11 protein-coding genes and 1 pseudogene are annotated in these 12,576 nt (G+C 70.0%); 8 read left to right on the top strand and 4 right to left on the bottom strand.

What is annotated here, in order from left to right:
- Nucleotides 1-16: 16 nt before the first annotated feature.
- Entirely contained in the window at nt 17-1,087 is a 1,071-nt protein-coding gene (locus tag ACFWBD_RS03660) for a M4 family metallopeptidase (RefSeq protein WP_385662081.1), read from the bottom strand.
- Nucleotides 1,088-1,453: 366 nt separating this feature from the next.
- On the opposite strand from ACFWBD_RS03660, the gene leuA reads away from it, so the two are divergent.
- The gene (leuA, locus tag ACFWBD_RS03655) at nt 1,454-3,175 is read left to right on the top strand and encodes a 2-isopropylmalate synthase (protein ID WP_385662078.1); all 1,722 of its coding nucleotides are present in this window, start codon (nt 1,454-1,456) and stop codon (nt 3,173-3,175) included.
- 186 nt (nt 3,176-3,361) lie between these two features.
- The gene (locus ACFWBD_RS03650) at nt 3,362-4,057 is read left to right on the top strand and encodes a TerB family tellurite resistance protein (protein ID WP_385662076.1); all 696 of its coding nucleotides are present in this window, start codon (nt 3,362-3,364) and stop codon (nt 4,055-4,057) included.
- A 148-nt stretch (nt 4,058-4,205) separates the two neighbouring features.
- Here ACFWBD_RS03650 and ACFWBD_RS03645 read toward each other — a convergent pair whose 3' ends face one another.
- Complete coding sequence (locus ACFWBD_RS03645; RefSeq protein ID WP_385662074.1) at nt 4,206-5,186, bottom strand: hypothetical protein; 981 nt, start codon at nt 5,184-5,186, stop codon at nt 4,206-4,208.
- A gap of 119 nt (nt 5,187-5,305) precedes the next feature.
- A pseudogene (locus ACFWBD_RS03640) lies at nt 5,306-5,803 on the bottom strand (SigE family RNA polymerase sigma factor); the annotation flags it as partial.
- Between the two features lie 80 nt (nt 5,804-5,883).
- Between ACFWBD_RS03640 and ACFWBD_RS03635 the strand changes: the two are divergent.
- Nucleotides 5,884-6,336, top strand: coding sequence for a protein phosphatase (locus ACFWBD_RS03635; protein WP_385662071.1), 453 nt, complete (start codon nt 5,884-5,886; stop codon nt 6,334-6,336).
- Here the strand turns inward: ACFWBD_RS03635 and ACFWBD_RS03630 are convergent.
- A complete protein-coding gene (locus ACFWBD_RS03630; protein WP_385662068.1) occupies nt 6,326-6,787 on the bottom strand; it encodes a GNAT family N-acetyltransferase in 462 nt (153 codons plus the stop codon). The two genes, ACFWBD_RS03635 and ACFWBD_RS03630, sit on opposite strands and share 11 nt — an antisense overlap.
- A 177-nt stretch (nt 6,788-6,964) precedes the next feature.
- On the opposite strand from ACFWBD_RS03630, the gene ACFWBD_RS03625 reads away from it, so the two are divergent.
- Genes ACFWBD_RS03625 through ACFWBD_RS03605 form a run of 5 tightly spaced genes read left to right on the top strand, consistent with a single transcriptional unit; the run spans nt 6,965 to nt 12,545 of the window.
- Nucleotides 6,965-7,750 carry an SCO2525 family SAM-dependent methyltransferase gene (locus tag ACFWBD_RS03625; protein WP_385662066.1) on the top strand — a complete coding sequence of 262 codons (786 nt, stop codon included), beginning with the start codon at nt 6,965-6,967 and terminating at the stop codon, nt 7,748-7,750.
- 50 nt (nt 7,751-7,800) lie between these two features.
- Nucleotides 7,801-9,660, top strand: coding sequence for an SCO2524 family protein (locus ACFWBD_RS03620; RefSeq protein WP_385662064.1), 1,860 nt, complete (start codon nt 7,801-7,803; stop codon nt 9,658-9,660).
- 2 nt (nt 9,661-9,662) lie between these two features.
- Nucleotides 9,663-10,583 carry an SCO2523 family variant P-loop protein gene (locus tag ACFWBD_RS03615; protein WP_351753754.1) on the top strand — a complete coding sequence of 307 codons (921 nt, stop codon included), beginning with the start codon at nt 9,663-9,665 and terminating at the stop codon, nt 10,581-10,583.
- The gene (locus tag ACFWBD_RS03610; RefSeq protein WP_385662061.1) at nt 10,580-11,578 is read left to right on the top strand and encodes an SCO2522 family protein; all 999 of its coding nucleotides are present in this window, start codon (nt 10,580-10,582) and stop codon (nt 11,576-11,578) included. The genes ACFWBD_RS03615 and ACFWBD_RS03610 overlap by 4 nt, the downstream gene beginning before the upstream one ends.
- A gap of 1 nt (nt 11,579) precedes the next feature.
- Nucleotides 11,580-12,545 (top strand): SCO2521 family protein, encoded by a 966-nt coding sequence (locus tag ACFWBD_RS03605; protein WP_385662058.1) that lies wholly within the window; start codon nt 11,580-11,582, stop codon nt 12,543-12,545.
- The last annotated feature ends 31 nt before the right edge of the window (nt 12,546-12,576 follow it).

Here is a 12,576-nt window from a genome sequence, read left to right as displayed (position 1 = left end):
CCTGTCTATTACGGACTCAGAGAATCCGCACCCCCACCTGCTCCCACGCCTTCTCCACGGCCTGGAGCTCCTCCCCGCCGCTGCCGAAGCGCTCGCGCGCGGCCTTCACCGTCAGCTTGGCGAAGTCGGTGAAGAAGGCCCGCTCGGAGAGCTCGCCGCCGGTCAGGACGTCGTACCAGAGCTGGCCGGCCTTCTCCCAGGCGTAGCCGCCGAGGGCGGTGGCGGCCAGGTAGAACGCGTGGTTGGGGATGCCGGAGTTGATGTGGACGCCGCCGTTGTCGCGGCCGGTGCGGACGTACTCGTCCATCGTCGCGGGCTGCGGGTCCTTGCCGAGGACGTCGTCGTCGTACGCGGTGCCCGGCGCCTTCATGGAGCGCAGGGCGGTGCCGGTGACGTCCGGGGCGAGCAGGCCCGCGCCGATCAGCCAGTCGGCCTCGGCGGCGGTCTGGCCGAGCGAGTACTGCTTGATGAGCGAGCCGAAGACGTCGGACATCGACTCGTTGAGGGCGCCCGGCTGGCCGTTGTAGGTCAGGTTCGCCGTGTACTGCGTGACGCCGTGGGTGAGCTCGTGCCCGATGACGTCGATGGAGTTGGTGAAGTCGACGAAGATCTCGCCGTCGCCGTCACCGAACACCATCTGCTCGCCGTTCCAGAAGGCGTTGTTGTAGCCCTCGTCGTAGTGGACGGTGGCGTCGAGGGGCAGGCCGTCGCCGTCGATCGAGTGGCGCTGGTAGGCCTTCAGATAGAGGTCGAAGGTGGCGCCGAGTCCGGAGTAGGCGCGGTTGACGGTGGCGTCCTGTCCGGGGTCCTGGCCCTCGGCGCGGACCTTGGTGCCGGGCAGGGAGGTGCCGTGCTCGGCGTCGTAGAGGGTGCGCAGCGGCTGGTCCGACGGCGCCTTCACCGTCGGGGCGGCCAGGAGGCCGTACTCGGTGTTCACCTGGCGCAGTGCACGCAGCTCGCTGTCGCGCAGGATGGTGCGCCGGGCGGGACCGGAGAGAGCGGGGTCGTCGCTGCGCGCAAGCCGGTCGAGGACGTGCGGCGGTACGACGGTGCAGAAGACGGGCTCGAAGCCCCCGTGAGTCGTCATGTCCGGCACCTTCGCACTGCGTCACACCGCTGTCACCACCGGCAACCATGATTGGTGAAATACGGTGACAAAGGTGCCTGATCTGCGGTGCCGGGTGCTATGGCGGAAGGGCGGAGAGTGGCGTGGCGCACGTTCTGTACCTTTTCCTGTGGTTCCTCCCGTCGGTCCCGCATACTGGAACGGTCCCGCGCGACGCAAGCGGCTCGGCTAGGCTGCGGAGCACTATGCATTTCGGGCTGCTTCTCCTTAGCTGCCGCGGCGAGGGCCTGTAGTCGAGGCCGACCCCCTCCCCGCGGTGCTTGGTGTTGCGCGTCGGCCGTCCTTCCGTCCGGACATTCTCCGGTCACCCCGAGGAGCCACCGCATCATGGCGAACCGCCAGCAGCCCAGCCGCATGCCGATCCACAAGTACGGACAGTACGACCAGGTCGACATCCCCGACCGCACCTGGCCCGACAACCGGATCACCGTCGCGCCTCGCTGGCTCTCCACCGACCTGCGTGACGGCAACCAGGCCCTGATCGACCCCATGTCGCCCGAGCGCAAGCGCCGGATGTTCGACCAGCTGGTCACGATGGGCTACAAGGAGATCGAGGTCGGCTTCCCGGCCTCCGGTCAGACCGACTTCGACTTCGTGCGTTCGATCGTCGAGGAAGAGGGCGCGATCCCGGACGACGTGACGATCTCCGTACTGACCCAGGCCCGCGAGGACCTGATCGAGCGGACCGTGGAGTCCCTGAAGGGCGCCAAGCGGGCGACCGTCCACCTGTACAACGCCACGGCCCCCGTGTTCCGCCGGGTCGTCTTCCGCGGTTCCAAGGACGACATCAAGCAGATCGCCGTCGACGGCACCCGCCTGGTCGTCGAGTACGCGGAGAAGCTGCTGGGCCCCGAGACGGAGTTCGGCTACCAGTACAGCCCCGAGATCTTCACCGACACCGAGCTGGACTTCGCACTGGAGGTCTGTGAGGCGGTGATGGACGTCTGGCAGCCCGGCCCGGGCCGCGAGATCATCCTGAACCTGCCGGCCACCGTCGAGCGCTCCACGCCCTCCACCCACGCCGACCGTTTCGAGTGGATGAGCCGCAACCTCTCCCGCCGCGAGCACGTTTGCGTCTCCGTCCACCCGCACAACGACCGCGGTACGGCCGTCGCCGCCGCCGAGCTGGCGCTGATGGCCGGCGCCGACCGCGTCGAGGGCTGTCTGTTCGGGCAGGGCGAGCGCACCGGCAACGTCGACCTGGTCACCCTCGGCATGAACCTGTTCTCCCAGGGCGTCGACCCGCAGATCGACTTCTCCGACATCGACGAGATCCGTCGTACGTGGGAGTACTGCAACCAGATGGAGGTCCACCCGCGCCACCCGTACGTGGGCGACCTGGTCTACACGTCCTTCTCCGGCTCCCACCAGGACGCCATCAAGAAGGGCTTCGACGCGATGGAGGCCGACGCGGCCGCCAAGGGCGTCACCGTCGACGACATCGAGTGGGCGGTCCCGTACCTGCCGATCGACCCGAAGGACGTCGGCCGTTCCTACGAGGCCGTCATCCGCGTCAACTCGCAGTCCGGTAAGGGCGGTATCGCGTACGTCCTGAAGAACGACCACAAGCTGGACCTGCCCCGCCGGATGCAGATCGAGTTCTCCAAGCTCATCCAGGCGAAGACGGACGCCGAGGGCGGCGAGGTCACCGGCGGCGCCATCTGGGCGGCCTTCCAGGACGAGTACCTGCCGAACCCGGAGAACCCCTGGGGCCGTATCCAGGTCCGCAACGGTCAGTCCACGACCGACACCGACGGCGTCGACACCCTGACCGTCGAGGCCACGGTCGACGGCGAGGACACCGTCCTGACCGGCTCCGGCAACGGTCCGATCTCGGCCTTCTTCAACGCCCTGGAGTCCGTCGGCATCGACGTACGCCTGCTGGACTACCAGGAGCACACGATGAGCGAGGGCGCCTCCGCGCAGGCCGCCTCCTACATCGAATGCGCGATCGACGACAAGATCCTGTGGGGGATCGGCATCGACGCGAACACGACGCGTGCGTCGCTGAAGGCGGTCGTCTCCGCTGTCAACCGCGCGACCCGCTGACCGGCCTGACCGGGACTTTCGGGGCCCCGACCGCTGTATACGGCGGTCGGGGCCCCGACGTATATCGGCCATACCCCGGTGGAGGTCACGGAAAGGTCTCGTCCCGGGTGCTGACTACACCTCATGGATGTGGCTAACATCACGGAGGCGTGCGGCGATGTTGCCGCGGGGTTACGGAGGTGCGACGTGCTGCCAGAACGGGGACGTGACGGCCGTGTCACCGGGCTTGCCCGCATCCTGGGTACCCGCACCGCGTGGACACCCGCGGGCGACGGCGAGTTCTTCTGCCCGGGCTGCGGCGGCGACCGCAACTACCAGCGGCTGACCGGCCAGCGCCGCTTCACCCTCCTCGGCATGCCGGTCGTGCCACGCGGCGAGACCGGCCCGGTCGTCGAGTGCGCGGCCTGCCGCCGCCACTTCGGCACCGACGTCCTCGACCACCCCACCACCATCCGCTTCTCGGCGATGCTCCGCGACGCCGTCCACACCGTCGCCCTCGCGGTCCTGTCCGCGGGCGGCGCCTGCGCCCGTACGTCCCTGGAGACCGCGGCGGGCGCGGTGCGGGCGGCCGGCTTCACCGACTGCACGGAGGAACAGCTCGCCGCGCTCGTCGCCGCCCTCGCCTCCGACACCAGCCAGAACTACGGCGAACCGTACGGCCCGGGACTGGCCATAGAGCTCCACGAGGCCCTCGACCCGCTCGCCCCGCACCTCGCCGCGGTCGGCCGCGAATCGATCCTGCTCCAGGGCGCCCGCATCGCCCTCGCGGACGGCCCGTACACCCCGGCCGAACGCGAGGTCCTCACGACGGTGGGCGCGGCCCTGACGATCCGCGCGGAAGACGTGACCCGGTTGCTGGTCGCGGCCCGGACGCCGTCCTGATACTCCCCAGGGAGTAGTCCCCTCGCCCGGTCACCCCCGGCAGTACGCCCGAACTCGCCCTCGCGCGCGTCATCGTGGCCTACGGGTCGGGGCTGGTGACGCCGGGGCCGAGCGCTCCCTGACCGGTGCCGGCCGTGACCGGTGCCGGCTAGGGCAGCGTCCGCTCGTAGGTCTCGTCCTCGTCGGAGTCGTAGACCAGCTTGCCGGAGCCGTCGTAGCCCTTGATGTGCGGGGCCAGGGTGACCTGCTGGTCCAGCAGGCCGGCGGCGACGAACCAGCCGTGGTCCAAGGCCGCTGCCACGGGGCCGCCGTCGCCGTAGGAGACGGTCACCTTGGCCACCGACGTCTCGACGGTGCCGATGACCCCCCACCGGAACGGCAGTTTCCACTTGCCCTTGTCGATGAACGACTGCTGGTACAGCTTGCCGCCGTTGATGTCGGCCACGACCGGGCCCGCGCCCGGCGCGTCGGCCTCGCTCGAGCTGGTGCTGATGCCCGACGCCACACCGTCCTTGAGGGAGCAGACCACCCGGAAGCCCGCCGGCCGCTCCTTCACCGCGACGACGTAGATGCCGTCGCCGGGGTCGTTGGAGTCACCGGTGCTCTTGAGCGCCAGGATGATCCGGTAGTCGTCGGCCTTGCCGAGATCGCCGGCGCCGCCGGCCGGTCCGCCCTCGGCGGTCAGACACTCCTCCAGCCCGTCCGCCGCCTGCGCGAAGGTGATCCCGTCGAGCAGCTGCCCGTCCGTGGCGGGCTGCGCGGGTCCGCCCGCCGTGCCCGTCGAGGTCGCGGACGGGCTTCCGCCGGTGCTTCCACCCGTGCTTCCCGCTGTACTTCCGGCCGGGCTGTGCGGGGCGCTGACCGACGGCTTCGGCGCCGCCGTGTCGGAGCCCCGCTCCCCGTTCCCCCCGGCCACGGCGTACGCCCCCACCGGCACCGCGGCCAGCGTCATCAACGCCGCCCCGGTCATCGCCACACGCCGCCGCCGCTCGGCCAGTCCACGCCGCCGGATCGCCGGATACGGCGCCGACGAGGGCTGGATGGTGTACGCGTCCTCGGCGAGCAGCTCACGCATCCTCTCCTCGAACCCGAAGTCCCCCTGGTGCACCTGCTTTCCCGCCCCGTTCACCTGCTGCCTCCCTGAACCCGACCCTGAATCCGAACCTGCCCCTGCACCTGCCCCTGCCCCTGCCCCTGCTCCCGCTCCCGCTCTTGCTCCCGCTCCTGACCCCGACCACCGGACACCGTGCGGTCGGCGGCCAGCCCCGGGTACATGCGCAACTTCGCGAGCCCCTTGGACGCCTGGCTCTTGACCGTGCCGGGCGAGCAGCCGAGCACGTCGGCCACCTCCGCCTCGGACAGGTCCTCCCAGTACCTCAGGACCACCACCGCCCGTTGTCTCGGAGGCAGTCGGGCGAGCCCGGCCAGCAGGGAGCCACGCTCCTCCACCCGCCCCGCGCCCTCGTCGAGCCCCGCCCGCTCCGGCGGCGCCGCGGTCAGCGCCTCGGTGACCCGCCGCTTGCGGAACCGGTCACTGTTGCAGCTGACCAGCATCCGGCGCACGTACGCCTCGGGGTTGTCGCTGCGCGAGATCCGTCGCCACGACCGGTACGCCTTGGCCAGCGCGGTCTGCGTCAGGTCCTCCGCGTGGTGGACGTCCCCCGTGAGCAGATAGGCGGTCCGTACGAGCCGGGACCACCGGGCTCTGACGAACTCCTGGAACCGGTCCTCTTGTTCGGCCTGCATCAAGCACCCTCCTCGCCCCCCAGACCACCGATCGCGCCGAATCGGTTGCCCATCCCCCGTGACCACGTTCGAATGGGGTGATGGGAAGCAATGCGTGGGCCTGGCGTGAGGGTGAGCCCGGGGTGCTCCTGTTGCCGTCCGGCCGGCTGATCCGCGGCCGCGGCCTGCGCCGGCCCCTCGACCCCACGGCCCCCACACCCGCGTACGGCGTCTACCTACTCGGCGCGCGGCCCCCGCACCCGCCCTGGGAGTCCCGCTGGCTCCGCCGGCCCGACTTCCGCCTGCCCGGCGACCGTGCGCAGGCCCGGGAGACCCTCACCGAGGCATGGCGCCGCGCGGCCGGCGAACGCGTGGAGGTGGCCTGCGCCGGCGGCCGCGGCCGCACCGGAACGGCCCTGGCGTGCCTGGCGGTCCTGGACGGCGTACCGCCGGGCGAGGCGGTGGACTACGTCCGACGTCACTACGACCGGCGCGCGGTGGAGACGCCCTGGCAGCGCAGGTATGTGCGGGGGTTCGGGGGACTCACAGAGTGAGCGTCATGAGGAGACGGTCCTCGTCGGGGCCGAAGTAGTCCGCGCGGGGCCCGTCGGGGTCGGCGACGAAGCCGAGGGAGCGGTACAGGGCGATGGCCGAGTCGTTGCGCGGCTCCACGGAGAGCCGGACGGAATGGGCGCCCTTCGCCCGTAGCTGACCGAGCAGTTTCGTCAGCAGTTGCCGGCCGAACCCCTTTCCGCGCAGTCCAGGGGTGATGGCGAGGCTGAGAACCCAGCTCTGCGCGTCGTTCGGCGAGGTCCCGAGCACGTATCCGTAGAGGTCCGAGCCGTCGTCCACGACATACACGAGGTCAACGCAGGCGGCGAGGAGTTGGCGCAGGACGAAGTAGGGGTAGGGGCCGTGGGGGAAGGCATCGGCATCGAGGCGCACGATATGGGGTAGATCCGCCTCGGTGACCGCTCTGATCCGTAAGGGTCTTTCTCCGGACATCTGGCTCATTATCGAACCGGTGCCCGACGGAAAACGATCTCCGGGAAGAGGAGTCATGCCGTCCCCTTGTGAATGTCGACAAATCGAATTGCAGCCAGTGCGATTTGCGTACCTGATCTCCATCATTGCTCCGTGCAGCCACTCCTTCAAGACCCATGCGTCCTGCTACGCTGAATCATGACCTCGGTACCGCCCGCCGCTGACCAAAAGCTGAATGGTGATGTGCTCTGGGACGACTTCGATCCCGGTGTGTACATCAGCCACAATTACCTCGAGATGCAGGCCGTGGACGAGGAGATCCTCTCCCATGTGCGCGATCACTTCAGTGATCACTTCCGAGGTCGCGGGCGGGTGGCTTCCGGTATCGACGTCGGCGCGGGGCCCAATCTCTATCCGGCCCTGGCCATGCTCCCCTGGTGCGACCGGATCACGCTTCTGGAGCGGTCCGCCCGGAATCTGGACTACCTCCGGGGGCAGTGCCCCGACTATGCGCCCCACTGGGATCAGTTCTGGAACGTCCTGTGCAAGGACGAGGCATATGCCACGCTCGGCATGACGCCCAGGGTCCGGTTCAAGGAGGCCGTCCAGCAGCCCGAGTCGGGCAGTCTCTTCGATCTCTGCGCCGACAAGCGCCGCTGGGACCTCGGCACGATGTTCTTCGTCGCCGAATCCATCACCACCTCGCTCGCCGAATTCCGGCGAGGGGTGGGATGCTTCATGAACGCCCTGAATTCCGGTGCGCCTTTCGCGGCCGCCTTCATGGAGCATTCCGAAGGATACCGTGTCGGCCCCCATGTATTCCCCGCCCGCGATATCGACGAATCCGAAGTGCGGGCGGTTCTCGGCGGTTACGCGGACCATGTGGAGATCCACCGCACAGCCAATCCCAAGCAACTTGTACGGGACGGCTACACGGGTATGATCCTGGCCTGCGGGCAACGTAAAGAGCGACGCGACGAATGAGATGTCGGAGTTCTTCTACATGGTGACGGGCCTGTGCGAGGGGAATGGGCATGCAGATCAAACCGAGACAGAATCTGCTCGAGGTGTGGCAGGCCATCGCCCGCCATTCCTTCGACAACGGAGAATGGCAATGGGGCGAATGGGGCGGTCGCAGCAGCGTCGCCGACGCGGAGCGTCTGCTCTGCCTTCTGTACCCCGCCACCGAAATCGAACCGTTCCGCCTGGACGACCCCGACACCACACAGCTGGACGTGGAGAGGGCCCTCAGGAACGCCGGTGACTCCAGCGAGATCCCCATGAACCTCCTGGAGATCCTCGGCGACTTCATGGAGAACCACCGCGGCGAGGAGAGCCCCACCTTCGCCGGCGGCTACTACTTCGCCCCGGAGGACCCGGAGCAGGAACTCTCCAAGGAGCAGGAGGAAGTGGGAGTCGTCGACTCCTACTCCATGTCGATCACCCTCTGCCTGGCCACCCTCGGCTTCCTCAAGGTGTACCGGGGCAAGACCCAGCGGGCGAGCACCCTCGCCCGCATCGACAAGCTGAGAGAGGCGACCAGCGCCCGCCTGACCGCGGCCATGGTGAGCCTGCTGCGCTCCTTCACCGTCAACGTCGTCGACATCGCCTCCGACCAGGGGCAGGCGCTCGCCCGGCTGCTCGGCCGGGGCCGGCTGTCCGACCGCCAGGTCCTGCACCGCTTCCAGGACCGGTTCAAGTCGCTGCGCGCCCTCATCAGCGAGAGCGTCACCCTCGGCCTGGACACCGATGTCGCCGACCAACTCCGTAACGAGAACCGGCTGTTCGAGTGCGGCTGGGCCTGGAGCCTGGTGAAGGACGCCCCCGAGGTCGAGGTCGAGGCGCAGACCGCCCAGGACATCGGCAAGCAGCCCCAGGGCGTGGCCCACGCCGTGCCGTACCTGTACTTCACCGTCGTCGCCCTCGACGGCATCCCCGACCTGTCCTCCGAGCGCACCCTCGTCCTCGGCCTGCTCACCGCCGAACAGCAGAAGCTCGCCGACGCGCTGCGGCTGCGCTGGGAGATCACTCAGCAGTACTGGTCGGGCATCGCCCGCTTCGACGCCGCCACCTGGCCGCTGGAGGAGATCCCCTGGCGTACGACGCTCCAGCAGCTGGAGTCCGAGTACTTCTCCCTGTCCGTGGCCTCGATCCTCGTCCACGACCTGCTGCGCCGCCGCGCCACCGACGACGACCTCACCCGCACCGTCGCCGTCATGGAACGGCTCGCCGAACGCGGCCGCATCACCAGCCGCACGGCCCGCGAGGACCCGGCGATCGGTCTGCACAACCCCGGAGTCACCCTCCCGCTGCTGGGCAGTGAGGAGATCGGCCCGGCCATGAAGTGGACGATGGGCGACTTCTCCGCACAGCTGCTCAAGCGGACCGTCCAACTCTGCGCGCTGTCGCGGAACATCGGCTCGCAGGACCGTCTGCTCACGCTGGCCGAGGACATCCTCGACCACCTCTGGGCGCGCCGCGTCAGCGACGGTGAGGGCGTCGGCCTGTGGGACAACGTGCACGCCGTGTACCCCGAGTCACCGGTCCGCACAGGACCGTTGTCCTGGAGCATCACCGAGCGCGTCACCGAGTGCATGGTCGCCGCGCACGCCCTCTACGCGCAGGACCCGATCCGCAGCTCCGAGATGACCGCCCTCGCGCAGGCGGCGCTCAGCGAGGCCGCCCACCTGTTCGGCAAGGAGCAGCTGGAGCAGCCCGCCCCCGCCCCCAAGAGCCCCCAGGGAGAAGAGATCAAGGGCATCGAGGCCGACCTGCGTCGCGCCCGTCAGCTCGTCGACAAACAGCCCGGCACCGCCCACTCGCTCGCCCTCGGCGTCCTCGCCCGGCTCTACGCCCTGGCCCGCGCCCGGGGCGCCGACGCCCGGGAGGTGTGAAGGTGATCGTCTTCGCCGCCTCCGACAAGGGAGGCACCGGCCGTTCCGTCACCAGCGCCAACCTCGCGTACCACCGCGCGCTGGACGGGGACGACGTCTGCTACCTGGACTTCGACTTCGGCTCGCCCACCGCCGCCGCCGTGTTCGACCTGCCCGACGTCCTCTCCGAGGCCGAGGGGCGTGGCCTGCACTCCTATCTGAAGGGCAAGACGGGCGAGCCGCTGCGGGTCGACGTCTGGGCGCGCACCGAGCACCCGGTGCTGCGGGGCAGGCCCGGTGGGTCCGGGCGGCTGGTGCTGCTGCCCGGCGACCGCACGGCCGGTGAATTCGTCACCGACGAGGAGAACCTGCACCGCTGTGTGGACCTCGTCCTTCGGCTGAAACGCGAATTCGACGTCATCATCATCGACCTGAGCGCCGGACGCAGTTATGCGATGGACCTCGCGCTCGCCGCGACTTCGCCCCGGGGCGGGCTCGGCCGCCTCAAGAACCGCTGGCTCGTCTATCACCGCTGGACCCGCCAGCACGTCATGGCGGCAGCCGAACTCGTATTCGGAAAACAGGGCATTGTGCAAGCCGGTACGGCCATCGGCCACGACCCGGACGTGCTGGGCGGCGCCATCAGGTTCGTGCGCGCCGCGGTGCCCGATCTGGAGTCGCCGTTGTGGTCCCAGGTGTCGCCCGCGCAGTACGCGTGGATGCGGCAGTGCGACAAGGAGCTCGAGGAACTCGCGGCCGGCCGGGGCATCGGCAGAACCAGGGTGCTGGCGTCCATTCCCCTGGAACCCGTCCTCCAGTGGCAGGAACGCCTCATCACCGACGAGGACGTGCACGACCGCCGGATCGCCAACAACGAGACCTGGCAGGCCATGGGGGATCTCGCGCAACGGCTGACCGACGACAAGTTCTGGGGGCAGTTGTGAAGGGGCCGGGCACCGTTTTCCGGGAGAGCAGCGCCGACCCGCGCACCGAATCCGTGCCCTTCTCCCATCTCTCCCTGGAATTAGGCCACTTGTACATGGAGGACTTCGCCGAGGGGGCCACGCGGCTGCGTCGTCACTTCGCCGGCGTACGTCCTTGGGTGGACGCCGCCCGGGCCGGTCTCGGCCCGCTCCCACCGGGCCGCCGGCCGCGGATCAGCACCTGCTTCCTGATCGACGACTACTTCTCCCGGCTGTCCACCCCCGCCGAGCTGATCCCGCCCCTGCTGGAGGCGGCGGCCGAGGCCGGGCTGACCATCGACTACCTGGCCCGCGAGTCGGGGTGCGCCGGCCCCGCCCTCGCCCCCGGCGGCTCCGCGCACCGCGACCGGGCCGCGCTCGCCGAGTCCGTACTGCACCGGCTGGTGGAGTCCCCGCCGCCCGGCAGCAACGGCTTCCGCCCGCCCGTCGGCCGTACCGGCTGGCTCACCAACGGCCGCCGCGCCCCCTCCCAGCGGACCTCGGCCGCCCTGGACTCCAGCGGCGTCTGGCAGCCGCCGAGCGAGACCGAGGCGCGCGGCCACTCCGTGTTCCTGGACGTCGAACTGTGGAACGGGCCCGAGGACGCGCGCACCTGGTCCTGCGCCTTCCTGGCCTCCGTCTGGCAACTGGTCCGGCTCGGGCTGCTGCGGGACAACGGCGCGGCCGTGCTGACCCCCACCCGCTGGCAGGGCGAGGAGTTCCCGGCCGAGTGGGACGCGCTGCCGCCGGTCCTCCAGCTCAACCCCTCCGCGACGCCCTTCACCGCCTACGGCACGTGCAGCGTCCTGCCGGGCCGGTTCCTGCCCGTCGAGCACGCCGTGCGCGTCATCCTCGACCAGGTCCACGTCGAGGCCGAGGCGCTCGAACAGGTCGCCGAGCGGTCCGCCGGCGAGGGCTTCACGATGCCCGCGGGGGTCGTGGACCGCACGTCCTACGTGTTCCCGCCGGGGCTGTGACATGAGCGGCCTGGGCACGACCTCCGGTCCCGTCCTCGTCTGCGGCGAGGTGCGGACCTGTCTGCTGCCCACCCGCAGGGCGGTGGACGAGCGGACGGCCGTGCGGCTGCTGCGGCTGCGCGCCGACGAACCCGTCCGGACCTCCCGGCGCCCCAACCGGCACGCCCTCTCCCCGGACGTCCTCACCGGCGTCGACTGCCGGCTGCCCACCGCCACCGGGGCCAAGATCCGCGCCGTCGGCACCGTCGCGGCGCACGCGGGGCTCGTCGAGGGCCGCGTCCTCCAGTCGACCGCGTACTTCTCCGCCCCGGCCACCGGACCCGACCGGCGCCGGCCCTGGGGGTACTACCTGGTCAGGCCCGGGTCCCTGGTCCCGGTCGGCAGGCTGCCCGAGAAGTCCGTCACCGAGGGCTTCCTGACCGGACATCAGCAGGACCGGCTGGACGTCGGCTCGATCGCCGAGAGTCTGCTGGCGAGGATCTCCCGCCGGCACGACCTCCTGGACCACGACGCCCCGCTCACCACGACCGACACCAGCCTGCGCTGGACCGCGTCACCGGCCGACGACGGCGAGCCGGCGTCGGCGCTCTTCACCGAACTCGGATCGGGCCTGCGGATCGTCGAACTGCGGCTGCCACGAGGGACCACGCCCGTGGCTGCGGCCACGCTGTGCGAGGACCTCGCCCTGCACGACTGGCTGCTGACGACCGTCGGGGACAAGCTCGACGGCCTGCCGCCCGGCTCCGAGAACCAGACGGCCGCGATGAAGGTGCTGCGTCCGCTCGTCGAGCATCTGCTGCACCTGTGGATGCCTCAGGCGCGCCTGGACCGTGACCTGAGTCCGCCTTGGGAGGAGCTGGAGCGGCACCCGGGGTTCAGCAGACAGTGGAACACCATGGCACAGCGCATCCGGGACCAGCTGGCACTGCAGAACCTCGTGCGGGGCGAGGTGCCGGCCCTGTCCTGACGCACCACGACAGCTGCTCGCGCAGCATCCC

Source organism: Streptomyces sp. NPDC060002, assembly GCF_042737245.1.
Taxonomy (GTDB): Bacteria; Actinomycetota; Actinomycetes; order Streptomycetales; family Streptomycetaceae; genus Streptomyces.
This window is presented reverse-complemented; position numbering and strand designations above follow the sequence as displayed.

Coding starts and splice junctions, on each gene's coding strand:
- ACFWBD_RS03635 (WP_385662071.1), top strand. CDS start 5,884: ATGGGAAGCAATGCGTGGGCCTGGCGTGAGGGTGAGCCCGGGGTGCTC.
- leuA (WP_385662078.1), top strand. CDS start 1,454: ATGGCGAACCGCCAGCAGCCCAGCCGCATGCCGATCCACAAGTACGGA.
- ACFWBD_RS03620 (WP_385662064.1), top strand. CDS start 7,801: ATGCAGATCAAACCGAGACAGAATCTGCTCGAGGTGTGGCAGGCCATC.
- ACFWBD_RS03630 (WP_385662068.1), bottom strand. CDS start 6,787: ATGTCCGGAGAAAGACCCTTACGGATCAGAGCGGTCACCGAGGCGGAT.
- ACFWBD_RS03625 (WP_385662066.1), top strand. CDS start 6,965: ATGACCTCGGTACCGCCCGCCGCTGACCAAAAGCTGAATGGTGATGTG.
- ACFWBD_RS03660 (WP_385662081.1), bottom strand. CDS start 1,087: ATGACGACTCACGGGGGCTTCGAGCCCGTCTTCTGCACCGTCGTACCG.
- ACFWBD_RS03605 (WP_385662058.1), top strand. CDS start 11,580: ATGAGCGGCCTGGGCACGACCTCCGGTCCCGTCCTCGTCTGCGGCGAG.